Raw genomic sequence first — 23,198 nt, 5'->3', positions numbered from 1 at the left:
CACCAATTTTAGCCCATCAAGCTGCACGTTCGTTACGTCTTCTATACGCATCAAATACCACCGCCGCCACAATCACGATACCGGTAATAATCCGCTTCATCGGCTCGCTGACGCCGACTTGCGCCAGTCCCGCTTCCAACACCGAGATAATCAGCACGCCGATAAAAGTGCTGATGACTGAACCGCGACCACCCATCAGACTAGTGCCGCCGATCACCACCGCTGCGATCACCTGCAACTCCATGCCGACGCCGCCGTTCGGGTCCGCTGCTTCCAGTCTGGATACCTGAAATAACGCGCCGATACCGGCCAGCAAACCCATTAATGCAAACACCATTATCTTGCTGGGACGCGGATTGATACCGGCCAATCGCATCGCTTCTTCGTTGGTGCCGATGCCGATCCAATGGCGTCCGACCACCGTTTTGGTGAGTACCAATTGCCCCGCGATCACGATCAATATCGCCGCTAAAAAGGCAGGCGATAAACCAAAAGCGATAGGAGAACTGATCGAATCGACGGCGCTGCCGATATACACGGTACGAGAATTCGTCACCTGATACGCTAGCCCGCGTGCCATTTCCAGCACACCCAACGACACAATAAACGAAGGAATCCGCCAGCCGACCGAAATTGAACCGGTCACGGCACCACATACCGTTGCGCACAAAACGCCTAATACACAGGCTGGAAACAAACCCCAGCCCCATTGCACCATCGCCGTCGACAATACAGAAGCAGCCAGCGCCAGCACCGAGCCGACCGATAAATCGATACCGCCGATAATCAAGACAAAGGTCATACCGACGGCCATCACGACCAGCGTTGGAATATCGTTTGAAAGTGTTTTAAAGGTTTCGAGCGTGAAAAAATTTTCGCTCAGCACCGAAAACAAAGCGCACATAGCCAGCAAAGCGCCGATCAGACCGACATAATTCATCAGGCCGGACATCGCATTTTTGAGAGAAGTTTTGGTCATTATGAGGTGTTAAAAGTTATGTATGCCACGGTCACGCTGGATATATTTATCCCAGCACTTACACGACGTTACGTTGAATGGGCCGTCGGCTTGGCGTCGATTGTGGCTTCGATTGCGGCGGCAACCGCTGCGTCGGAAGGCTTGGCATAGCCGCTAAAGGCAGCCTGCAAAATCGCATCCTGACTCCATGCGCCGCGAGCAAAAGTGTCGACCATATGACCGGCGCTCATGACGGCAATCCGGTCGCTGATCAACATCAATTCGCGTAGATCGCTGGACACAATGACCAGACCTTTTCCTTGCCGCGCCAACTCTGCCAACAATTGATAAATCTCAAATTTGGCACCGATATCAATGCCACGCGTCGGCTCATCAAATAGCATGATCGGACAATCGCGATACAGCCAGCGCGCAATAACGACCTTTTGCTGATTACCGCCGGATAGTTCACCGACCGCCTGCGCAGCGCTGCGGCAACGCACTTTTAAGCGTGCGATGTAATCGTCGGCCACCGCCATTTCAGCATCGGCATCCAGCCAGCCGCCGTTGCTGACGCTGTCCAATTTAGCCAGTGTCGTATTGGCGGCGATCGATTGCGAGAGCAACAACCCCTGACCTTTACGATCTTCTGTGATCATCGCCAGACCGGCGGCAATCGCCATTTTCGGCGACGTAATACTGGTTGCCGTCGTATTCTCGCCCAAAAATATCTCGCCCTGATCGGCCCGATCAGCACCAAAAATCAAGCGTAACAATTCAGTCCGGCCCGATCCAATCAAACCGGCAATACCAAGAATTTCGCCAGCGCGCACATCGAACGACGTTGGATGCACGACACCGCTGCGTCCCAGATCGCGCACACGTAACAACGGCGCGCCGAAAGTACGTTCGCCATGTTCGCGCTCGGCATCGACATTGCGCCCGACCATCAATCGCACTAAATCATCGCTGCTATAACCTTGAATCGGCGCATCGCATACCAACTCACCATCGCGCAACACGGCAATCCGATCGGCAACCCGCTTGAGTTCTTCCAGCCGATGCGAGATATAGACAATTGCCACGCCTTCGGATTGCAGTCTGGCTATCTGCAAAAATAACAATTCAACTTCGCGGTCGGTCAGCATCGCCGTCGGCTCATCCAGCACCAGCAAACGACAATCGCCGATCAGATTGCGGGCGATTTCCACCATTTGCTGATGGCCGACGCCAAGGTCGCCAACGCGCGTCCAGGGATCGATATCCGCGAGACCGACTGCGGCCATTTGCGCGCGCGCATGAATGGTCAGTTTCGCTCTGTCGATCCAGCCAAAACGGTGCGGTAATTGATGTAAAAAGAGATTTTCGGCAATGCTGAGAGTCGAAATCAGATTCAACTCTTGCATCACCATCCGAATGCCGAGATGCTCTGCGGCCTGACGTGAGCTAGGCTGATAAGACTTTCCATCAAGCAGCATGCTGCCTTGTGTAGCCGAAATCAGACCGCAGACTATTTTGGATAACGTACTTTTTCCAGCGCCATTTTCGCCAGTCAGCGCCAGTACCTGACCTGCGCTGATTTCCAGCGACACGCCCGCCAGCACTGGCTCAACGTAGCTTTTTCCGATGTTGGTAAGGGATAAAAATGGGGTATTTTTATACTGAGGTGCAGCGGGCATACGGCCTCCACCGATTGTGGTGCGGTTGCAGAAAATCGTGATGAAACGTCAGATACAAGTCAAATACAAGTCAAATGTGCATCAGATTCGGCAACAATAAAAAGGATGGCGCAAAAACGCCATCCTATTGTGCTTATTTCGAATCTTTAGTCACCAATTCGACTTTAGTTTCAACCATGCCACCCAGCGCAGATTGCGGCTTTTTGTCGGCAATCGCCTTCAACACCGTTTCAATCCCGAACACCGCCTGCTGCGAGCCAAACTGATCGGCTGTCGCCAACACGCGTCCATCTTTTAGCATCGGTTTAATAGCATTGATATTGTCATAGCCCACGACCAAGACCTTACCGGTTTTGCCCGCCGCTTTGACTGCTGCGACTGCGCCCAGCGCCATGTTGTCGTTACCGGCTAACAACGCCTTGATATCCGGATGCGCGTTCAGCATCGCCGCGGCCACTTTGTTACCCGGATCGAGTTCCCATTGACCAGACTGCACGCTGACCACATTTGCGCCGACCGCTTTCATCGCATCCTGGAAACCGGCGGTACGTTGCTGCGCATTAAAGGTCGTCGAAACGCCTTCTATGATGCCCACTTTGTCGCCGCTTTTGATCTGTTTGCCCAGATAATCACCGACCAATTTAGCGCCTTTGCGATTATCAGGACCAACGAACGGGACCGTAATACCTTTTTCTTTCAGGGCTGCATCGTCCAGTTTGTTATCGATATTCACCACAATAATCCCGGCATCAATCGCTTTTTTGAGCACAGGCACTAACGCCTTCGAATCGGCGGGCGCGATCACCAAACCATTTACTTTGGAGATAATCATCTGTTCGACGATCTTGATCTGGTTAGCAGTGTCTTGCTCGTCCTTGATGCCGTTGGCGATCAAATCATATTTTGCGGCGTTGGCTTTCTGGTGATTCTTGGCCCCGGTTTCCATGGTCAGGAAAAATTCATTGGCGAGTGACTTCATCACCAAAGCGACTTTCGGCTTAGTTTGCGCCATCGCAGGCAGACTGATGCCGGGCAATGCACACACCAGAATGGTGGCGGCGATGAGTTTCAGGCGAGTACGGGCGGACGGGCGGCTGACGCGAGTGTTCATTAAAAGTCTCCTGATTGTATTTTTGGTTGTCTTTTGCAAATATTTTTGTGGATTTCCGTGGCTGACTGACGCAGCGAATCTTCGGGAAACCGCTAAAAACAAACGCGCAAACGTTTGCGCGATTTAATAATAGCATCAGATTGGCAAGGCGCAAGGCATCCTTCGCAAATAATTAAAAACAGCGGAACAGCCTGACTTGCCTTATTTTTACGCGTTTTGGGGATGAGTTATGTTTCTGATCAGACCGATAGGAAACGCTCCAAACGCTGAACGCCCTCCTCCAACCGCTCTACCGAACTGGCAAAACACCAGCGAATATAGCCCTCACCTTCGGTACCAAATGCACTTCCCGGCGCTAATCCAAGACCGACATCCCGGACGAGTTGCTGGCAGAGTGCCAGACTGTCGCCAGCACCCTCCATCCGAAAAAATAAATACATTGCGCCTTTCGGCCTCGGTGCAGTAATTCCGGGGAGCGCGTTCAGACGTTGGTATAAAAAATCACGCGCAGTTTGATAACGCGTGATGGTATTGGCGATAATTTCGTCGCCGCGTTCAACCGCCACAATCCCGGCACGCTGTAGAAATCCGGGCGCGCATGAAGTGTTGTATTCGATTAATTTGCCGAGGTCATTCATCAGCGTCGGCGGCACGACCAGCCATCCCAGCCGCCATCCGGTCATCAGCCATGACTTGGAAAAACTATTGGAAGAAATGAGGCGGTCATTCGGTTCAGCAATATCTAGAAACGACGGCGCGCAACGTTTGGCGTCATTCCCCATGTCGTCGGAAAACGCATTTGTGTATACCAGCCGCTCATACACATCGTCGGCAACAATCCAGATGCCATGCTGACGGCAATGATCCAGCACAATTTGCTGGTGCGCACGGGACATCACCCAGCCAGTGGGATTATTGGGCGAATTAATCAATACAGCCCGGGTGCCGGGTGTCAGCGCGTCGATTAATTGCTGCACATCGAGCTCCCACACTTCACCGAATTGCAGCGGTACACGGACGACTTCCGCCCCTAGAATTTTTGGAATTTCGACTACGTTGGGCCACAACGGTGTGATCGCGACGACTCGGTCGCCCGGCCCGATAATCAGCTGCGATAACAGCATCAATGCCGACACGCCGGATGAGGTCACCGCAATGCGACTGGCGTCTAGCGGTTGATGCAGGCGGGATAAATAGGCCGCAATCGCTTCGCGCAACGGCGGAATGCCGTGGTTGCCGGTATAGAAAGTATCGCCATCATCCAGCGCCGCTTTTGCTGCATCACGAATAAAAGCTGGCGTGACCTGATCCGGCTCACCGAACCAAAACGGCAATACGTCGGATCGTCCGATACCGACATTGGCGACTTCACGAATGCGTGAAGGGGCAAGATTCTGAATCGCAAGCCGGGCGCTAGGGGGAGTGTGCATAGATATAAACCTCAGATTCCTAAAATGGACAATCAATATGCCGGATGACCGATCGCTAAATAGCGCTAGCTGGCGGCGAAAAATTAAGTGTAACGCATACGTTGCGGCTAGTTTGCGGCGCGTCGCATCATCGCGAATAAAAGGGAGCCGTCTCACAGAACTGGTGTATTTCAGTTATTGTTCCTGTCATCGGAACGACTAATCGAGGGCAGTGATGAGCACATTCAACGCAACCGCTTTGCGGTCTTTTTATCCGTCTATCGCACCACACCGGCATGGGATGCTGGATGTGGGCGATGGGCATCAAATCTACTGGGAAGAATGCGGTAATCCGAATGGTAAGCCGGTAATATTTTTGCACGGCGGCCCGGGTGCAGGTTGCAATGAAAACCATCGACGGTTATTCGATCCGGCGCGTTATCGGATTGTCTTGTTTGATCAGCGCGGCTGCGGGCGCAGTGTGCCGCATGCATATTTGGAGGCGAATACGACCTGGCATCTGGTGGATGACATTGAGCAATTGCGTGAGTTGTTGGGGATAGAGCGGTGGCAGGTATTTGGCGGTTCGTGGGGGAGTACTTTGGCGTTGGCCTACGCGCAGACCCATCCTGAGAGGGTGACGGAATTGATCGTGCGGGGGATTTTTACGGTGCGGCCGCAGGAGCTTGACTGGTTTTATCAGGCGGGGGCGTCGATGATTTTTCCTGAGGCATGGGAGGGTTTTTTGGCGCCTGTGCCCGAGTCTGAGCGGGGGGATTTGATGGGGGCTTATCATCGGTTGTTGCATCATTCTGATCCGCAAATTCAGCTTGCTGCGGCGCAGGCTTGGAGTCGGTGGGAGGGGGATGCGGTGAGTTTGTTACCTAATCCGGTGTTTGCGGATGCCTTTGCGGAGGCGCATCATGCGTTGGCGGTTGCGCGAATTGAAAATCATTATTTTGTTCATGCCGGGTTTTTTACTGCTAATCAATTGATTTTGAATGCTGGAAAATTGGGGCATATTCCTGGGGTGATTGTGCAGGGGCGGTATGATGTTATTTGTCCGCCGCAGACGGCTTGGGAGCTTCATAAAGCTTGGCCGAATAGTGAGCTTACTATTGTGGATGATGCTGGGCATGCAGTTACTGAGCCGGGGATTTTGCATCATTTGATTGAGGCTACTGATCGGTTTCGAGATTGATTTGGGGGTGGTTTAGGTCGTGTTAAGTATCCACAAACCAAAACACACCAACCCATTAGTTGCATGTCCGAAAACGGCTAGACGATACCTGTCGTCAAGCGTATAAATAGCCCATGACCCCTGCCCTAAAAAATGCCCCAGCGAATCAAATCGCTGAATCAGAACCCCTAAACAACGAAAGCTGCTACCGCGCATTAGCAGCCAAAGACGCCCGCTTCGATGGCGTCTTCTTCGTAGGCGTAAAAACAACTGGCATCTATTGCCGCCCAATCTGCACCGCCAAAACACCCCGCCCCTCATCTTGCACATTTTATACAGGCGCAGCAGCCGCAGAGGCCGCCGGCTTCCGTCCCTGCCTACGCTGCCGCCCAGAACTAGCCCCGTATGCACTACAGCAAAATCTAGCCTATGCAGTCTGGCAACGCATCGCCGCCGGAGCGTTAAACCAAAACAACGACAACAACACCGCAACCAGCGGGCTTGAGAAATTAGCCGCGGAAGTAGGCCTGTCATCGCGCCAGCTACGCCGCGTTCTGCTGCAACATTTCGGCGTTACGCCAATAGAATTAGCCCAAACCCACCGCCTGTTATTTGCCAAAAAATTACTCCAGGAAACCCGTTTATCAATGACCGCGCTTGCGGATGCAGCAGGCTTCGGCAGCGTCCGCCGCTTTAACGCGCTATTCAACGCGCGCTATGGCTTAGCCCCCACCGCATTACGCAAACAACATACATCCAGCGAAATCGACACCACGCAAGACGTGGTAACCGTGCGACTAGCATATCGTCCCCCCTTCAACTGGGACCAAATGCTGGCGTATCTACAACCCCGTCTGATCGCCGGAGTCGAAGCAGTTCAGCTCGCCCAACCTCGCTCCGCCTATCTACGCAACATTTGCATCGACAACGTGCGCGGCTGGATACGTGTGACGCATCTGATCAAACAGCAGCAATTGGAAGTAGAAGTTGCGCCCAGCCTGACACCGATGCTGATGCCGCTACTGGCAAGACTGCGCCAGCAATTCGATCTGGATGCAAATCCGGCATTAATTACAGCGCATTTGCGGCTCGACCCTGCCTTAACCGGCCTGCTTGATGCACTTCCCGGTATTCGGGTTCCCGGCACGTTTGCGCCATTTGAACTGGCAATTCGGGCAATCCTGGGCCAGCAAGTGAGCGTCGCCGGAGCGACTACATTGACCGCGCGTTTAGTAAGCCGCTTTGGATCGGCGTCAGAAACGCCGTTTGCCGTGCTGACCCATCATTTTCCAGAAACCAGCGTGTTGGCAGCGCTGCCAGTAGCTACGCTGGCAAGCATTGGGATACCGACCTCGCGGGCGGAAACGCTGCGCAATATGGCCCAATATGCCGCCGAGGGGCGCTTACAAAATAAACCCGGCACTAGTCTGACCGAAACAATTTCGCAATTAACGGCCATCCCCGGCATCGGCAACTGGACCGCGCATTACATTGCCCTGCGCGCGTTGCGATTTCCGGATGCGTTTCCCGCTGGGGATTTAGGCCTGCAAAAAGCAATAGCATCGCTCATCAACGGCGAAGGCCGTCTCACGGAAAAACAACTCACTGCAGTCGCTGCCGCCTGGACGCCATGGCGCGGTTACGCAGCACTTCTTTTATGGCAATCACTATGAAAACATTAAAAAACACCACCAACATGCCCGAAAACATTTATTACGTCGAGCACGCCAGTCCGGTCGGCACATTATTGGTCGCAGCAACCGATGCTGGTGTCAGTGGAATTTACTTTGAAAATCATCGCCACTTTAAAGGCAAAGAAGGCTGGCATGCAGCGCAGGATCACCCGCATTTGCAACTCGCAATACGCCAATTGGATGAATACTTTGCAGGCACGCGTCAGAAATTCGATTTGCCGCTGGCGTTGCGGGGAACGCCGTTTCAGCGTGCGGTATGGGATGCGTTAATCGCTATTCCGTTCGGACAATCGACCACCTACGGCGCGCACGCAACTATCATCGGCAAAGCGAATGCCGTGCGCGCAGTCGGTACGGCGATTGGCCGCAATCCGGTATCCATCATCGTGCCTTGCCATCGTGTTGTGGGTGCTTCAGGATCGCTGACAGGGTATGCGGGTGGGCTGGAACGTAAGGCATTTTTATTGCAACTTGAGAAAGCGAAGCGCATTTAACGTAGAAGGCGGGATACGCCACCATCGTGTCTCTTAACGCACAATTCAGGTGCTGGTTTTTGTTGTTAGTTTTGCCGAAATAAAAAAACCGCCAATGCAAACACTGGCGGTTTTTTACTTAGATAGCATCAATAATAGCTGTCCGGCTATGCCATTAGCTCGCGCTGTAATTAGGCGCTTTTGGCTTTTGCCACGACCCGCTTAACTACTGCTTTTTTCGCTACGGCCTTCTTGACTACGGCTTTCTTGGCGATGGTTTTTACGACCGCGCTGGCTGGTACCGCGTTTTCCGCGCCATCTGCATCGTCTTCTACCGTAGCGGCTTTGGCCTTGCCTTTGGCGGGGGCTTTCGCTTTACGTTCTTCAAACTCAAAACTGACCTTGCCATCTTTGGCTTTGACTAAGAAGGCTTTAAAAGGCCGACGTGTACGTTGCGAAATAAAGCCCGGCAGCAAATCGGTTTTGCCATCGTTCAGCAATTTGACCATTTGCTCTGGCAAAATTTCTTGTTGCAAAATAATCCGGCCACTGCGGAAATCACATTCTTTCGGCTTTGCGACAGTCTTCTCGCAAACATACGCCAGACCCATTTCGTAGACGCCGTTGCCGCATTTTGGACAAGGGCCGACGGGTGTCTGGCCTGTGAAATCAACGCCTTCACCATTCTCGCCTTCTTCATCGTTCTGGCCGAAATCGAATTCCAGTTTGAAATTCTTGATCTCTTCATCACGACTAATTTTAAGAATCGCTGCAAATGGACGTCCCATTTTGGAGCGAAAACCTTGCAACGGGCCGATAGTCCGATTGATCAGCAATTCTTCTACTTCTGGAATTTCAAACTGACGGCTACCCGGCGTTTTGCTCATCGAGAATTCGCATTTTGTGCAGGCGAAACGACGATAATTTTCTTTCACTACGGCGCCACAATTTGGACACGGCGCAACCAACGTTGCATAGTCACCGGGAATTGTATCGTTGTCGTATTCCTTAGCACGCTTGACGATGGTCTGCGTCATCTGCGCAATTTCGCGCATGAATTCTTCACGCGTGATCTGACCTTTTTCCATCAAGGACAGTTTGTGTTCCCACTCGCCGGTCAACTCAGGTTCCGTCAACTCATCCACGCCCAGACCGTGCAATAACGTCATCAGCTGAAATGCTTTGGCAGTCGGGGTTAATTCCCGGCCTTCACGGAACATGTATCTTTCGAAGATCAGCCCTTCAATCGTCGCCGCCCGCGTCGCAGGCGTTCCCAGACCTTTACCCGCCATGGCTTCGCGCAGGTCGCCATCGTCAACCAGCTTGCCCGCGCCTTCCATTGCAGAGAGCAACGTGGCTTCGGTGTAGCGCGCTGGCGGTTTGGTAACCAGACCGTTGGCAGAGACTTTTTCCGTCTTTACTTTCTCGCCTTTAGCTACCGCAACCAGCGTGCCGTTGTTTTCAGAATCTTTTTCGTCAGCGGCTTCTTTGCCATAAATCGCCAGCCAACCCGGATTGATCATGACCTTGCCTTCAGTTTTGAACTGATGGCCGGAGACCTCTGTATAGCGCGTGGTGACTTGAAATTCTGCGGCAGGGAAAAACACGGCCATAAAGCGACGCGTTACCAAGTCGTACAATTTTTGCTCAGGCTCGGATAAATTCTTCGGTGCCTGGGTCGTCGGGATGATCGCAAAGTGATCGCTGATCTTGCTGTTGTCGAAAATCCGCTTGTTCGGCTTGACCCAACCTTTGTTCAGAATTTGCGCCGCAAACTGCTGATAGTTGTTGTTTTCCGACACGGTTTCCAGCGCTTGCTTAACCGTACCCAGATAATCTTCTGGCAAATGGCGCGAATCGGTCCGCGGATAGGTCAGGACTTTGTGTTTTTCGTACAACGCCTGAGCCAGACCAAGTGTATTTTTGGCCGAGAAGCCAAAACGCGAGTTAGCCTCACGCTGCAAACTGGTCAGATCGAACAGGCCCGGGGCCATCGATGTTGTCGGTTTGGATTCTTCGGTGACATTACCTTGCTTGTTGCGGCAAGCCGCAACCACCGACTCGGCTGCAGCCAGACTCCATAGACGCTCAGCGCGTTTTTCAGGATCGTTTTCAACTTTTTTATGGTTAGTATCTAACCAGCGGCCTTCATAAATACCGGCAGCGCAGATAAATTCAGCACGTACTTCCCAGAAATCACGCGGAATGAATTTCTTGATTTTCTCTTCACGCTCCACCACGATCGACAATGTCGGTGTTTGCACGCGACCAACTGTGGTGAGGTAGAAACCGCCCTCTTTCGAGTTAAACGCGGTCATTGCCCGCGTGCCGTTGATACCGATCAGCCAATCCGCTTCGCTGCGACAACGCGCCGCGTCGGCCAATGGCAACATGTCTTCATCCGCACGCAAATTGGCGAAACCGTCGCGAATCGCGCCCGGCGTCATCGATTGCAACCAGAGCCGTTTGACTGGCTGCTTGGCTTTGGCATGCTGCGCGATCAGACGGAAAATCAGTTCGCCTTCACGCCCGGCATCGCAGGCGTTGATCAGGGCAGTGACGTCTTTGCGCTTAATCAGTTTGTTGAGTACTTTTAACCGCGCTTCGGTCTTGGCAATCGGATTCAACGCGAAGTAAGGGGGAATCATTGGCAAATGGGTAAATGTCCATTTGCCCCGCTTAACGTCAAACTCCTCTGGAACGGCGATCTCTAGCAGATGACCGACGGCCGATGACAGCACGTATTCGTCGGATTCAAAGTACTCATCGTGCTTGGTGAAGCCGCCGAGGGTCTTCGCGATGTCGTTCGCGACAGAAGGTTTCTCGGCGATGATGAGGGTCTTGCTCATAAATATGGTCTCGAAAGTGGCGCGCTTTCTGTTGGAAGTCAGCGCATTTTTCAGCTAAATGCTTATTAACTATTCATTGGACTGCAGCGCATACTCCTGAATTGCGCACATTATTCGCAAAATCAAGGAGCTTAGATCAGGCGTTGTCGACGACTAGCGAGGACGTTGCCTAATGACAACTTGCTCGTACTATAACAGGCAGTATCGGCCGCTATCGGGCAAAATTGTCTGCGGCAGTGAATAAGCGGCCAATGATAAGCGGGTTGTTGGGAATATCGCAAGCGCGGCAAACGTTGCCGTGATGCGCGATTATGGTGCGAAGGAGCCTGAATTGCGCAGTTTAGTGCAGCAGACGCGGTTCTGGGTCTTCGTCGTCATCGAGAAAAAGCTCATCAAACATTAATCCGTCAGGCTCTTTTCCCTGACTCCACAGCACCATCAGCACAATTACCTTGAGCTTATCCAGGGATACCGGTGACTCGCTGACGGCCAGTGCGCGCTCTATGACGATTTCACGCTGTACCGGATTCAGCATCTTGGCCGACTCCAGAAACTGAACGAAACCTATCGCGGCGGTGCCTAGTGCGTCCATTTCTTGTGGAGCATAAATCCGCATGCCGAATGAAAATGCAGTTTGCTGCGGATAACGATCGGCGTAAGCGTGATTGGTTTCCGCCAGATCGGTCAGCCATCCAAGGGCTTTGGAGATTTCGTCCTCTTCAAAACCGATTGCCGACAGTTTCTTTACCAAGGCCTCGGGTTCAGGGCAGGCATCGGGTCGGTAATATGTTTCATAAAGGTAAACTAGGACTTCAAACATGGTTCTACTGTATCGCTAAGATTGGACTAAAACAAGTTGCTAAAATCATACAGAAATTTCCTGAGCAGGCTTCAAATCAAAGCTTGATGGGTCAGACTGTACCGCAACATTACCGCCTTTAAGGGAGTTAGGTCCAAAATTCATCCCCCTTAATTCACACAAGTATCGCAGGATTTAACAAATGCTGCCTAAAATGTCATAAGAACATCATTTTTAAGTTCTATTTAGTCATCTCGCCAAGCGTTTATCCCAATCGTCGATACACGCCACCGGGCAGCATCTCGACCAAACCTTCAAGCTCTAATGTTAACAGCTGCGCGTTTAATGCTGCGATATCCATACCGCTGCGGGCGGCCAGCGCATCGAGACTGGCAGGATCGAATCCCAGCGCTGTCAGTAGCTGGTCCTTAGGATTTTTGATCGCATCATCGGCGCTTTCATCATTTTTAATGCCGTCCTCATCGTACGTCATCGCCGATTGAGAAAGGCATTCAGTTACATGGGAAGTGACTCGGGTTGAACGTATCGGTGCATGCACAGGCAGCATTTCTTCCAAGATATCCTGTGCCGACTCGACCAATTTTGCCCCTTGTTTGATCAGCTGATGACAACCTTTTGAGAGCGGCGAATGAATCGAGCCGGGGATAGCAAATACATCTCTGCCCTGCTCGGCCGCCATGCGCGCAGTGATCAATGAACCCGACTGCGCTGCGGCTTCGATCACCAGCACGCCGGACGAGAGGCCGGAAATAATCCTGTTGCGGCGTGGGAAGTTAGCAGCAATACCCGACATACCTAGCGGGTACTCACTAACAATGCAGCCCAGCTCTGCAATCTGGTGCGCCAAATCACGATTACGCGCCGGATAAACAATATCCGCGCCAGTGCCAATGACGGCTACGGTGCTGCCGCCGCAATCTGTATTGTTCGCCAGACAGCGCAAGGCACCGCGATGGGCAGCGCTATCGATTCCTAGCGCCAAACCGGAAATAATGGTTAAGCCGCGTTGACTCAGCATCTCTGAAAATCGATCCGCATTGGCGTTGCCTTGCACCGTCGCGTTGCGGCTGCCAACTACGGCTAACGATGGCCGCTTCAGCAATTCGACCCGGCCCATGACATAGAGCAAAAGCGGCGGATCGGGAATGTTCAATAATGAAGAGGGGTAATCATCATCGGCTAACGTCAAGATCCGATGATTCGGCTGCTGCGCCCACGCTAATGCGCATTCAAATCGCCTTTCGGTCAGATCTGATATCGGTGCTAGCAGCGCTAATCCGATTTTTTCCGAGACCACTCTCCGGAGAGCTGTCAGCGAACTGGCAAAAATGTTCGCAGGCAGACCGAAGGTCGTCAACAGCACGCACGCAGTGCTGGAGCCGACACCGGCGGTTTGTTCCAGCCGCAGCCAGTCGACCAGATCGCTCTGCAACGCAGGCTGACCGATCTGAGACTGACAGGGTGGAAAAGAAAACGTACTTGGTAATAAATGTGCGGCGGGTTCTTGTAATGGCACTTAGCAAAGTTACTCTGGTGACCTGGCAATATCGCCAACGTCCACTGTATCCCGTACCTGCATAATCAAGCCATAGGAGATATGCTTAAATATGCGGAAAATAAACAAGGTGCCGTATTGCTCATCGGGCAGTTTGACGGCTACTTTTTTGTCTAAAGGATCGACCACAGTTTTGCCAAAACGGTATAGCTGCAACACGTCGCCGACCTCGATATTGTCCGCCGCGCCCTGGTTGATAGTGACGATGTCATTTTGACCCGCGCTGGTGACGCCGCCATATACCGACACGATGCGTGCGTTGACCTCACTTGCGGGCGCATGCGGCACGTAGTTTAAGACCGGCGCAATCGGCTCCGCGATAAGACGATCTCCGGCGCCCATTTCTTGCTTGGCTTCGACTACACGGAAAGTATTCACCTCGCTGTCGGCTTTAGCCGCGCGTTCCAATTTCAAGCTGCCCAGATAGACGGCTTCGTTGGCGATGACTTGCCCGGTGACGGGATCCTTCAACTGTTTACCGGGACGAAATGCCTGAAATGCGGTGCCGCCGTTCAGATTGCCGCGCACGTAAGCCAGATCATTACGGCCCAGATTGACATGGCCTTCTTGCACCGCCACGATATGCGGCGCGCCGGACAATTCCTCGTCCTCGACAATCAGCGGTTGCGAAAGAAACGGTCCAATTTTATCTGCGGGAATAGCCGGAATCGCTTCGCGCCCCAGACCTTCGACCCGGATTTGCGGCGACAACTTCATCGTATCCGGTGCGCCGCCAGTCGGGGTACCGAGTCGCAATCGGCCAGCAACGCGATCAAAATAAACGATTTGCCCGGGATAAATCCAGTGTGGATTACGAATTTGCTCGCGATTCATGCCCCACACTTGCGGCCAACACCACGCATTCTGTAAGAAATGGCCGGAAATTCCCCATAACGTATCGCCGCGTACCACCACATGCTGATCCGGTGCATTCGACAAAAATGCACAACGCGCCGGTGCTGCCGCTTGCGCATAAGAGATTGACGACATGCCAATGCCGGTTGCAAAAGCGAGAAGGACTGCAGCTGTGCTAAACTTTTTCATGTCGTTTCCGGTGTGTATGGCCGTTAAATAATAGCGAAAATTATCATTAAAAACGCGCGCAAACGTACAGACAAAACCTGCCTGACTTGTCTAAAAATCTGTCAGACACCGCGTTAATAAGGTAAATAGTGAGGTAATTAAATTTGACGCGTAAAATGACGACTTATTAGTGGCAACTATCTGCGCTATAACAGACGCAAGATGCGCTAAAAATGTTTGCCAAAGTGCATCAAATTTTGCCCATAAACGCTGAAACTAGCAAGAGATAAACCACTCCAAACCGCCTTAAAGTCGTCCAGAACCGTATGTCCCTACTAAATATCCTGCGTTACCCCGATCCTCGCCTGCATAAAATTGCTAAGCCTGTGACTGTTTTTGATGACCGTCTGAAGCGATTGATTGCTGACATGGCCGAAACGATGTACGAGGCACCCGGCGTTGGTCTGGCTGCCTCGCAAGTCGACGTGCATGAGCAATTAGTCGTCATCGATACTTCTGACACCGGCAGCGATCTGCGGGTCTTTATCAATCCGGAAATTCTCTGGGCCAGTGAAGAAAGACAAATATACGATGAAGGCTGCCTGTCCGTGCCGGGCATATACGACGGCGTAGAACGTCCTGCCCGCGTCAAGGTGCGCGCACTCGACGCCAATGGCAAAGCATTTGAAGTCGATGCAGAGGGCTTGCTGGCGGTCTGTATTCAGCATGAAATGGATCATTTGAAGGGAAAAGTATTTGTTGAGTACCTGTCGCCGCTAAAACGCAACCGCATTAAAGCCAAGATGCTCAAGGAAGAACGCGAATTAAAGCGCGATAAACAATACGCCAACCGTTAACAATGCAGAACATGCAGACTGAATAGTCTGAACGTACCGGTAAATAAAAGGGCTGCATTACATAAATGCAGCCCTTTTTTCATTCAAACCCCAAAATCGAGGCCACTCAGTAGCACTTCTTTTTCTGCCCGTTTCCCTCGTGACAGAACTTCAGAGTAAAGCAGGCAGTCAGGATTGGCTATAAGTAAGCACTTAAATATCGCGTTTAATAGCAGTTTTAAGCAATTTCCTCATATAGCCTCATATTCGTTAATGCAGCAAAACACACCCATCCGTAATAAAATCCGCACATGAAAATTATCTTTGCCGGAACACCAGAATTTGCCGCCATCGCGCTTCAAGCGCTGCATGATGCCGGACACGAAATCACGTTAGTCCTGACCCAGCCCGATCGTCCCGCAGGGCGCGGTATGCAGCTGCAAGCCTCTGCGGTGAAACAATTCGCTTTGGCGCATAACATCCCCGTCGCGCAGCCTGTCTCGCTGCGTCTGGATGGCAAATACCCCGAGATCGCGCAAGACGCCCATGCGTTATTGCAAGCCACGCCGCATGACGTCATGGTAGTCGCTGCGTATGGTTTGATTTTGCCGCTCAGCGTGCTGACGATCCCCACCCACGGTTGCATTAACATTCACGGCTCGCTGCTGCCGCGTTGGCGTGGTGCGGCACCGATACATCGGGCGATTGAAGCCGGGGATCATGAAACCGGCGTCACGATTATGCAAATGGAACAAGGGCTGGATACCGGGCCGATGATGTTGACCGCGCACGTCACCATCGCGGACGACGACACCACCGGCAGTCTGCATGACAAATTGGCGGCATTAGGCGGCAAAATGATTGTCGAGGCCATCCAGATGCTGGCGAACAACACCTTAACCGCCATACCGCAACCGGATGAAGGCGTCACTTACGCAGCAAAGATCACCAAGGAAGAAGCGGCTTTGAATTTCACGTTGGATGCCGATGTATTGGCGCGGAAAATTCGCGCGTTTAATCCGTTCCCCGGGGCGTTTGCCACATTCGGCGGCGTTACAATCAAGATATGGGAAGCTGCGGTTGCTGCACAAAATGACGGTCATGCAGCGGGCGAGATCATCAGCGCCGATTCGCACGATGGCGTTGTCGTTGCCTGTGGAACGGGTGCTTTGCGACTAGCTGTATTGCAAAAACCGGGCGGCAAACGTCTAACTGCGGCCGAGTTTTTACGCGCTTTTCCGATGGCGAACGGACGGTTTGGGACGATTTGATTAATGATTGAATTTTTGGTTTGATTTTCGCTTTGCTTCGATGAACGCTTTGACGAAGCTCTGCAAACCGATCTATTTCAAATAAAAAAAACGGCGAATCTGACTTCGCCGTTTTTTAATGTCACGCTAACCAGCTTAGATAGCGCGTCTTCCATCTTTCCAGACTTGCATAATCACGGGAATATCATCGACCAGACGAACGCGCAAAAAGTCAGCGCGCAGGCCCGTTGCAATTTCACCACGGTCATCAAAGCCAATCATGCGCGCCGGATTCAGTGACACAGTATTGATCGATTTCGGTAAGCTGAAACCTTCTTTTTGCAGCATGAAAGCAGCATGCAACAAACTGGCCGGGACATAGTCTGACGACAATACATCCAACAAATCGGCACGCGCCAATCCGGTCGCCGATACATTGCCCGAATGCGAGCCGCCACGGATCACATTCGGTGCGCCCATGATGATGCCAAGGCCATGCTGCCGCGCAGCCTGTGCGGCCAGCAGCGTGGTCGGAAACTCACATATCTTGATACCCTCAGCCACACCTTCGGTGACGTGTTCAAGCGTCGTGTCGTCATGGGTTGCCATCGGCTTGGCGACTGCGTGGCAGCTGCTAACGATCTTGCGGCGATTTTCAGCAGCGTAAAGACATTGCCGTTCCAGTAAATCCTCCAGCATCGAATCGACTTTTTCATTACTCCACCCGCGTTTTCCGGTGGTATAGGTCCGATAATGACTGATATCGGTCCATTGACGCTGGCCGGGGGTGTGATCCATCAAAGACACCAGTTTTAATGTCGGATCATCCAAAAACGGCGTAAACATGTCGAGCAGGTTTTCTTCCGCCAATTCCAGCCGTAAATGCAAATAGTGATCTACCCGTAGCAGGTTTTTGGCGCGAGCGCGCTGTAAATTAACGATGCACGATGCCAGCAAGGTGCTGCGCACGCTTTCAGGGTCAATATCGCCAACGCCTAATGCATCCAGCACGGTCGTAATCCCCGCGGCGGCAATCTGGGCATCGTGCGCCAAAATCGCGGGCAGTATCGGCCAATTCACTTTTGGGCGCGGCATCAAATGTTTTTCCAGATTGTCGGTATGCAATTCGACCAACCCGGGCAACAAATAATCGCCCTCCCAATCCTCGCCAACCTGCGAAGCACCAATCGATACGCTATCGATAATGCCATCGGCAGCGGATAGACTACCGACGAAGTGTTCTTGCGAAGTGACAATACGCGCGTTACGAATAGTAAGAGGTGCAGGCAAAATAATCATAAGGTTAGAAACTTACTAAAGAATGTCGGAAGGGATGCCCGGCGATGGCGATCGGTCTTATTCCACCAATGCCACCGATTGTATCGCTGCTAGCGGAAACAAGCGCGTTGCCAGCGCACGACGGACATATTCATCGTGGAAAATGCCAACCACTGCGGTGCCACGGTCACATGCTTCTTGAATCATCGCGATCACGGTATCGCGATTGCCTTCGTCTAACGAGGCAGTCGGCTCATCCAGCAACAGTATCGGAAAATCGCTGATCAAGGTACGCGCAATATTCACCCGTTGCTGCTCGCCGCCAGAAAATGTCGCCGGAGGAACTTGCCACAAACGGGCAGGAATTTTTAAGCGCGATAGCCAGGATTTAGCCTGATCCTGCGCCTCATCGCTGTCCATACCTTTGGCGATCAGCGGCTCGGCTACCAATGCCAGCGTAGTAATACGCGGAATCACGCGTAAAAATTGCGTCACAAAGCCCAGCGTCGTTTTGCGTACCGCGAGGATCTGCTGCGGTGATGCAGTCGCCAAATCGACCCAATCAAACGCCGCAGTATCAACATCCTCCGCGTGCCGAATTTTCACGCTGCCGCTGCTGGCACGATAGTTCGCATACAGGCAGCGCAATAATGTACTTTTTCCCGCACCGGAAGGAGCATGAATCACCACGCACTCGCCAGCATCGACATCCATATCAACTTGCGAAAAAATCGGCATCTGCAAACCGCCTTGCAGGTGCAACACAAAATCTTTTGAGAGCTGTCTTACTTCAATCCGTCTTAATGGCGTCATGTTATTTCCTAAGCCTGTAATACCGACGACACCAGCAATTGCGTGTAGGGATGCTGCGGATCATCCAGCACTTGATCCGTCAATCCCTGCTCTACAACCTGACCATTGCGCATCACCATCAAACGATGCGCCAACAATCTGGCAACCGCCAAATCATGCGTGACGATTACCGCAGCAACATGCAATTGCGAGACCAGCTGGCGCAGCAAATCCAGCAAACGGGCCTGCACGGACACATCCAGACTTGCCGTCGGTTCATCCATAAAAATAAGGCGCGGCTTAGTCACCAGATTGCGTGCAATTTGCAAGCGCTGCTGCATCCCGCCAGAGAAATGGCGCGGCAAATCATCGATACGAGACGCATCGATTTCTACCCGCTCCAGCCAATGCAATGCCTCTTCGCGAATCTGGCCGTAATGACGCGAACCAATCGCCATTAAGCGTTCACCGACATTTGCCCCCGCCGAAACATTCGCGCGCAAACCATCGCGTGCGCTTTGGTGAACGAAACCCCAATCGGTGCGCGATAACAGACGACGACGTGCTTCGCTAATCTGATATAAATCGACGATACCTTCGTGCCGGGTCGAAAATAACACTCGCCCTTCGCTTGGCACTTGATGACCAGCCAGACAATTCAATAAAGTACTTTTTCCCGAGCCGGATTCGCCGACGATACCCAATACTTCACCGGGATAAATTTCCAGATTAATGTTATCGCAGGCTAAAAAATTTCCAAAGCGATGACTGAGATTTTCAGTCGCTAATAGTGGTGAAACGGGCGAAGTAGACATCATGACAGGCCTTGCTCCGCGCTATTATCTTGCGCCGACGATTGCGTCGCAACACGCTGATGGCAATAATCGGTATCGCTGCAAACATACATGCGCGCTCCGTGATCGTCGACAATAATTTCATCCAGAAAACTGTTTTCAGCACCGCATAAACTGCAACACTGATCCCAGCTTTCGATTTCAAATGGATAGTCTTCAAAGTCCAGGCTCTTGACCGATGTGTAAGGCGGTACGGCATAAATCCGCTTTTCACGTCCGGCCCCAAATAGTTGCAGCGCTGGGCTTTGATCCAATTTTGGATTATCGAATTTGGGAATCGGCGACGGGCGCATCATGTAACGATTATTCACTATCACCGGGTAATCGTACGCCGTCGCAATCTTGCCCATGCGCGCAATGTCTTCGTACAACTCAACACTCATTAAACCGTAATCCGCCATGGCGTGCAGCTTCCGAGTCTGTTGTTCGCTTGGCTCCAGCCAGCGCAACGGCTCCGGAATCGGCACCTGATAAATCATGATCTGATCTGGCGACAACGGTGTTTCAGGAATTCTATGACGAGTCTGAATTAAGGTCGCTTGGGTGGTTCTTTCGGTCGTCGCAACACCGGTTGTGCGGCGAAAAAATCGCCGGATATTTACCGCGTTGGTCGTGTCATCCGAACCCTGATCAATTACCTTTAGCACATCATTGCGCCCGATCACCGCAGCGGTGACTTGAATCCCGCCCGTTCCCCACCCGTATGGCAGCGGCATTTCACGTCCGCCAAAAGGGACCTGATAACCGGGAATCGCGACCGCTTTCAAAATAGCGCGACGAATCATGCGTTTGGTCTGCTCGTCCAGATAGGCGAAGTTGTAACCGGCCTCTGGCTGCATCGCGGCCTGGATATCTGACAATGACGATTGTTGATCGGTGTGCTGAGCATTAAGAATTTCCATTACGCCGCCTTCTGTGCATCAGGATTAAATACCGACTCTGACTCTGTTGCATCAGTTTTTGCCGAAGCGTCAGCTGCTTCGGCAGTTTGGCGGCGCAAAGCACGGATCAAATTGAGTTCAGCCTGAAAGTCGACATAATGCGGCAACTTCAAATGCTGCAAAAAGCCCGAGGCTTCCACGTTATCCGAGTGGTACAACACGAATTCAGCCATTTGCGCCGGCGAAGTAGCTTCTTCTCCCAATTCCTGACAACGCAAAGTCCGGTCCATCAAGCCCATCGCAATCGCCTTGCGTTCGTTGTAACCGAAGGTCAAACCGTAACCCCGCGTGAAGCGCGCAGGCTCGGTATGCGAACCGGAAAACTGATTTACCATCTGGCATTCGGTGATCTCCAGATCGCCAATTTCAATGGCAAAACCGAGTTCCTCAGGAATCACCTCTACGCTGACTTTTCCGTGCCGTATCTCCCCTGCAAAAGGATGACTATTTGAATAGCCGCGCTGGGTCGAATACGCCATGGCGAGAACAAAACCCTCGTCTGCACGCGCCAAGTTTTGCAAGCGGATATCACGTTGCGCAGGGAACGCCAACGGTTCCCGCGTCAAGTCGCCGGGAGCAGGATCGCCCGCAGGCACCAACTCCTGCTCGATCAATCCTTCGGCATTTAAAAAATCAAGCACACGCGGCATCGTCGAAACGTTTTCTTGCTTCGACGCAGCTTCTGGCGGCGTTGTCACGCCAGCCACTTGCACCGTGGCTTCGGCTGCCAGTGAAAAATCCAGCAACCGTTGGGTATAGTCGTAAGTCGCACCCAGAATCTGGCCACCCGGCACATCTTTAAACGTGCCCGAAATACGCCGTTCGATGACCATCTTTGCCGTATCCACAGGCAACGTCGATAACAAACGCGGCAACGTCGTGCGGTAAGCACGCAACAGAAAAATTGCTTCCAACAAATCGCCGCTAGCCTGCTTGATTGCCAGTGCTGCCAGATCGCGGTCATACAGCGATCCTTCGGTCATCACGCGAGCAACGGCCAATGGCATTTGCTCGCGAATTTGTGCCACGGTCAGCTCTGGTAAAGTCGGGTCGCCACGGCGTGTCCGCGCCAAGGCCAGATAGGATTCCTCGATGGCTTTTTCGCCGCCTTTTACTGCAACATACATGGCATTACTCCATCAAACAACGGCTGTATTTTTGCATTGGTTTCTACTTGCCAATAAAGGCTATGCAGAGGCGATATTAGTCGTGCGTGGCAAACCGAGAATACTGGAGCCGTGGCAAAACACCACGTCAATACCGAGCGGAAATCCCTGCGTATTTATTTGCCACATCGCATCGAAATCATCCGGCAAACCAGCAACGTTAATGCGGCGTTGATGCGCAAGTCCAGGACCTGTTAACAATCGGGTCGGGCCATCGATCAGGCTTGTTACCTGAACGAATAACGTGACCGAGCGATCTGGATATTCCATTGTGCCGACCGCACATTTTTCTAACGCATTTTTCCAATCCCATTGTTGCGGATCGGTGATGACCACAAAATCGGCGGCGCGCACATCTTCAACTAACTGGCAGCCACAATGAAAACGTAAATACGCACGCAAAGCAGCACTGTTAGCATCGTGATCCAGCCATAACGCGGTCTCTGCATCGGCCAGAGCCAGACAGAGCGCAGTGGTGGACAAAAACAGCGGTGACGGGCTTTGAATATCGACAAACAGGGTCTGTATCAGGCCCGGCTCGGATAATGCTTTCAGGACCGCACGGAAAGTCAATTGGGAATCATGTACGGGATCGTCCCACGCCGGCAAAAGATCATTTTTTGCGAGCGCGCTCATGCATTCTCTCCACGTACCATCGTCATGAAATCAACCTTTGTGACGGCTGCACGGGCTTCGGTTAATGCCCTTTGCGCAGCGAGGGCTTGTTTAATTGGCTGCAATACTATTTGATCGACTTGTGCTGAAGCATCGCTTTGCAGCAGCGCATCAAATAGCGCCGCCCACTCGGCGTGCTGGGCATCGCGTCCGGCAACATAAGACACGCCCATGTGACCGGATGGCAAGCGCAACGCACAACGGGTGAGGGACATTTCGCCAAGATTGAATTGTTGGCCAGTGCCACCGGTACGCGCACGCACCATCGCCAAACCGATTTCTGGACGGCGTAACCAGACATGCGCAGGAAGCGCACCATGCTGCTGTATATAGTCGCGGACGGCTGCGATCAACACTGCGGTGGGAGCTTTCGCCAACAACGACATCCAGGATGCACGGGCTTGATGAACTGACGCAATTGATTGAGATTCCATGACCCTATTGGAACACCCGAATGTTAAAGCTTGATGACATGGACATAAATGATGCATCAGCGGCTTTACCCTCAATGGCGGCAGCATTCAGGGTTAATCCGTGGCAAAATACTCGCAACAAAAATGTCAATATGCGGTAACAATATGGCGCTATGCTAGCAACATCAATATGCCATTTTTTCGGGCAGGCAACGTTATCGGTAGCATGTGTTTGTATTAGC

20 protein-coding genes are annotated in these 23,198 nt (G+C 52.3%); 5 read left to right on the top strand and 15 right to left on the bottom strand.

Annotation, left to right across the window (positions count from 1 at the left end):
- Positions 1-16: 16 nt before the first annotated feature.
- The 4 genes from C7W93_RS20305 to C7W93_RS20290 all read right to left on the bottom strand — a co-directional run bounded on the left by C7W93_RS20305 (position 17) and on the right by C7W93_RS20290 (position 5,178).
- On the bottom strand, positions 17-979 hold the full coding sequence (locus C7W93_RS20305; protein ID WP_108442034.1) for an ABC transporter permease: 963 nt from the start codon (positions 977-979) through the stop codon (positions 17-19).
- Between the two features lie 68 nt (positions 980-1,047).
- A complete protein-coding gene (locus C7W93_RS20300; protein ID WP_108442033.1) occupies positions 1,048-2,637 on the bottom strand; it encodes a sugar ABC transporter ATP-binding protein in 1,590 nt (529 codons plus the stop codon).
- Between the two features lie 133 nt (positions 2,638-2,770).
- A complete protein-coding gene (locus C7W93_RS20295; protein WP_108442032.1) occupies positions 2,771-3,748 on the bottom strand; it encodes a sugar ABC transporter substrate-binding protein in 978 nt (325 codons plus the stop codon).
- A gap of 239 nt (positions 3,749-3,987) precedes the next feature.
- Positions 3,988-5,178: a pyridoxal phosphate-dependent aminotransferase gene (locus C7W93_RS20290; protein ID WP_108442031.1), complete on the bottom strand. Its 1,191-nt coding sequence runs from the start codon at positions 5,176-5,178 to the stop codon at positions 3,988-3,990.
- Positions 5,179-5,392: 214 nt separating this feature from the next.
- Between C7W93_RS20290 and pip the strand changes: the two genes are divergently transcribed.
- From pip to C7W93_RS20275, 3 genes are all read left to right on the top strand, one after another.
- A complete protein-coding gene (gene pip, locus C7W93_RS20285) occupies positions 5,393-6,358 on the top strand; it encodes a prolyl aminopeptidase (RefSeq protein ID WP_201747298.1) in 966 nt (321 codons plus the stop codon).
- Positions 6,359-6,471: 113 nt separating this feature from the next.
- On the top strand, positions 6,472-8,010 hold the full coding sequence (locus tag C7W93_RS20280; RefSeq protein ID WP_108442030.1) for a DNA-3-methyladenine glycosylase 2 family protein: 1,539 nt from the start codon (positions 6,472-6,474) through the stop codon (positions 8,008-8,010).
- The gene (locus C7W93_RS20275) at positions 8,007-8,525 is read left to right on the top strand and encodes a methylated-DNA--[protein]-cysteine S-methyltransferase (RefSeq protein WP_225869947.1); all 519 of its coding nucleotides are present in this window, start codon (positions 8,007-8,009) and stop codon (positions 8,523-8,525) included. The genes C7W93_RS20280 and C7W93_RS20275 overlap by 4 nt, the downstream gene beginning before the upstream one ends.
- A gap of 170 nt (positions 8,526-8,695) precedes the next feature.
- On the opposite strand, the gene C7W93_RS20270 is transcribed toward C7W93_RS20275, so the two are convergent.
- The 4 genes from C7W93_RS20270 to C7W93_RS20255 form a co-directional block, all read right to left on the bottom strand.
- On the bottom strand, positions 8,696-11,353 hold the full coding sequence (locus tag C7W93_RS20270) for a DNA topoisomerase III (RefSeq protein WP_108442029.1): 2,658 nt from the start codon (positions 11,351-11,353) through the stop codon (positions 8,696-8,698).
- Between the two features lie 340 nt (positions 11,354-11,693).
- The gene (locus tag C7W93_RS20265) at positions 11,694-12,173 is read right to left on the bottom strand and encodes a DUF494 family protein (protein WP_108442028.1); all 480 of its coding nucleotides are present in this window, start codon (positions 12,171-12,173) and stop codon (positions 11,694-11,696) included.
- A 244-nt stretch (positions 12,174-12,417) separates the two neighbouring features.
- Positions 12,418-13,620, bottom strand: coding sequence for a DNA-processing protein DprA (dprA, locus tag C7W93_RS20260; RefSeq protein ID WP_201747323.1), 1,203 nt, complete (start codon positions 13,618-13,620; stop codon positions 12,418-12,420).
- Positions 13,621-13,698: 78 nt separating this feature from the next.
- Positions 13,699-14,772: a LysM peptidoglycan-binding domain-containing protein gene (locus tag C7W93_RS20255; RefSeq protein ID WP_108442026.1), complete on the bottom strand. Its 1,074-nt coding sequence runs from the start codon at positions 14,770-14,772 to the stop codon at positions 13,699-13,701.
- A 305-nt stretch (positions 14,773-15,077) separates the two neighbouring features.
- On the opposite strand from C7W93_RS20255, the gene def reads away from it, so the two are divergent.
- Both def and fmt read left to right on the top strand, forming a co-directional pair.
- Positions 15,078-15,608, top strand: a complete 531-nt coding sequence (gene def / locus C7W93_RS20250; RefSeq protein WP_108442025.1) for a peptide deformylase — start codon at positions 15,078-15,080, stop codon at positions 15,606-15,608.
- A gap of 290 nt (positions 15,609-15,898) precedes the next feature.
- Entirely contained in the window at positions 15,899-16,858 is a 960-nt protein-coding gene (gene fmt, locus C7W93_RS20245) for a methionyl-tRNA formyltransferase (RefSeq protein WP_108442024.1), read from the top strand.
- 135 nt (positions 16,859-16,993) lie between these two features.
- On the opposite strand, the gene C7W93_RS20240 is transcribed toward fmt, so the two are convergent.
- The 7 genes from C7W93_RS20240 to phnG form a co-directional block, all read right to left on the bottom strand.
- Positions 16,994-18,136 (bottom strand): alpha-D-ribose 1-methylphosphonate 5-triphosphate diphosphatase, encoded by a 1,143-nt coding sequence (locus tag C7W93_RS20240; RefSeq protein ID WP_108442023.1) that lies wholly within the window; start codon positions 18,134-18,136, stop codon positions 16,994-16,996.
- 57 nt (positions 18,137-18,193) lie between these two features.
- Positions 18,194-18,928, bottom strand: a complete 735-nt coding sequence (gene phnL / locus C7W93_RS20235) for a phosphonate C-P lyase system protein PhnL (protein WP_108442022.1) — start codon at positions 18,926-18,928, stop codon at positions 18,194-18,196.
- Between the two features lie 8 nt (positions 18,929-18,936).
- A complete protein-coding gene (phnK, locus tag C7W93_RS20230; protein ID WP_370446491.1) occupies positions 18,937-19,725 on the bottom strand; it encodes a phosphonate C-P lyase system protein PhnK in 789 nt (262 codons plus the stop codon).
- Entirely contained in the window at positions 19,722-20,600 is an 879-nt protein-coding gene (locus C7W93_RS20225) for an alpha-D-ribose 1-methylphosphonate 5-phosphate C-P-lyase PhnJ (protein WP_108442251.1), read from the bottom strand. The genes phnK and C7W93_RS20225 overlap by 4 nt, the downstream gene beginning before the upstream one ends.
- A 62-nt stretch (positions 20,601-20,662) precedes the next feature.
- The gene (locus C7W93_RS20220; RefSeq protein WP_108442021.1) at positions 20,663-21,829 is read right to left on the bottom strand and encodes a carbon-phosphorus lyase complex subunit PhnI; all 1,167 of its coding nucleotides are present in this window, start codon (positions 21,827-21,829) and stop codon (positions 20,663-20,665) included.
- Positions 21,830-21,889: 60 nt separating this feature from the next.
- Positions 21,890-22,504 (bottom strand): phosphonate C-P lyase system protein PhnH, encoded by a 615-nt coding sequence (gene phnH / locus C7W93_RS20215; protein WP_108442020.1) that lies wholly within the window; start codon positions 22,502-22,504, stop codon positions 21,890-21,892.
- Positions 22,501-22,977 (bottom strand): phosphonate C-P lyase system protein PhnG, encoded by a 477-nt coding sequence (gene phnG / locus C7W93_RS20210; RefSeq protein ID WP_108442019.1) that lies wholly within the window; start codon positions 22,975-22,977, stop codon positions 22,501-22,503. The genes phnH and phnG overlap by 4 nt, the downstream gene beginning before the upstream one ends.
- Between the last annotated feature and the right edge of the window lie 221 nt (positions 22,978-23,198).

The organism is Glaciimonas sp. PCH181, assembly GCF_003056055.1.
Classification (GTDB): Bacteria; Pseudomonadota; Gammaproteobacteria; order Burkholderiales; family Burkholderiaceae_D; genus Glaciimonas.
Note: the sequence above shows the minus strand (reverse complement) of the source record. Positions and strands in the feature narration are given on the sequence as shown.

Excerpts from the sequence above, each read along its gene's own strand:
- C7W93_RS20305 (WP_108442034.1), bottom strand. The coding sequence starts at position 979 with ATGACCAAAACTTCTCTCAAAAATGCGATGTCCGGCCTGATGAATTAT.
- C7W93_RS20300 (WP_108442033.1), bottom strand. The coding sequence starts at position 2,637 with ATGCCCGCTGCACCTCAGTATAAAAATACCCCATTTTTATCCCTTACC.
- C7W93_RS20295 (WP_108442032.1), bottom strand. The coding sequence starts at position 3,748 with ATGAACACTCGCGTCAGCCGCCCGTCCGCCCGTACTCGCCTGAAACTC.
- C7W93_RS20290 (WP_108442031.1), bottom strand. The coding sequence starts at position 5,178 with ATGCACACTCCCCCTAGCGCCCGGCTTGCGATTCAGAATCTTGCCCCT.
- pip (WP_201747298.1), top strand. The coding sequence starts at position 5,393 with ATGAGCACATTCAACGCAACCGCTTTGCGGTCTTTTTATCCGTCTATC.
- C7W93_RS20280 (WP_108442030.1), top strand. The coding sequence starts at position 6,472 with ATGACCCCTGCCCTAAAAAATGCCCCAGCGAATCAAATCGCTGAATCA.
- C7W93_RS20275 (WP_225869947.1), top strand. The coding sequence starts at position 8,007 with ATGAAAACATTAAAAAACACCACCAACATGCCCGAAAACATTTATTAC.
- C7W93_RS20270 (WP_108442029.1), bottom strand. The coding sequence starts at position 11,353 with ATGAGCAAGACCCTCATCATCGCCGAGAAACCTTCTGTCGCGAACGAC.
- C7W93_RS20265 (WP_108442028.1), bottom strand. The coding sequence starts at position 12,173 with ATGTTTGAAGTCCTAGTTTACCTTTATGAAACATATTACCGACCCGAT.
- C7W93_RS20255 (WP_108442026.1), bottom strand. The coding sequence starts at position 14,772 with ATGAAAAAGTTTAGCACAGCTGCAGTCCTTCTCGCTTTTGCAACCGGC.
- def (WP_108442025.1), top strand. The coding sequence starts at position 15,078 with ATGTCCCTACTAAATATCCTGCGTTACCCCGATCCTCGCCTGCATAAA.
- fmt (WP_108442024.1), top strand. The coding sequence starts at position 15,899 with ATGAAAATTATCTTTGCCGGAACACCAGAATTTGCCGCCATCGCGCTT.
- C7W93_RS20240 (WP_108442023.1), bottom strand. The coding sequence starts at position 18,136 with ATGATTATTTTGCCTGCACCTCTTACTATTCGTAACGCGCGTATTGTC.
- phnL (WP_108442022.1), bottom strand. The coding sequence starts at position 18,928 with ATGACGCCATTAAGACGGATTGAAGTAAGACAGCTCTCAAAAGATTTT.
- phnK (WP_370446491.1), bottom strand. The coding sequence starts at position 19,725 with ATGATGTCTACTTCGCCCGTTTCACCACTATTAGCGACTGAAAATCTC.
- C7W93_RS20225 (WP_108442251.1), bottom strand. The coding sequence starts at position 20,600 with ATGCAGCCAGAGGCCGGTTACAACTTCGCCTATCTGGACGAGCAGACC.
- C7W93_RS20220 (WP_108442021.1), bottom strand. The coding sequence starts at position 21,829 with ATGTATGTTGCAGTAAAAGGCGGCGAAAAAGCCATCGAGGAATCCTAT.
- phnH (WP_108442020.1), bottom strand. The coding sequence starts at position 22,504 with ATGAGCGCGCTCGCAAAAAATGATCTTTTGCCGGCGTGGGACGATCCC.
- phnG (WP_108442019.1), bottom strand. The coding sequence starts at position 22,977 with ATGGAATCTCAATCAATTGCGTCAGTTCATCAAGCCCGTGCATCCTGG.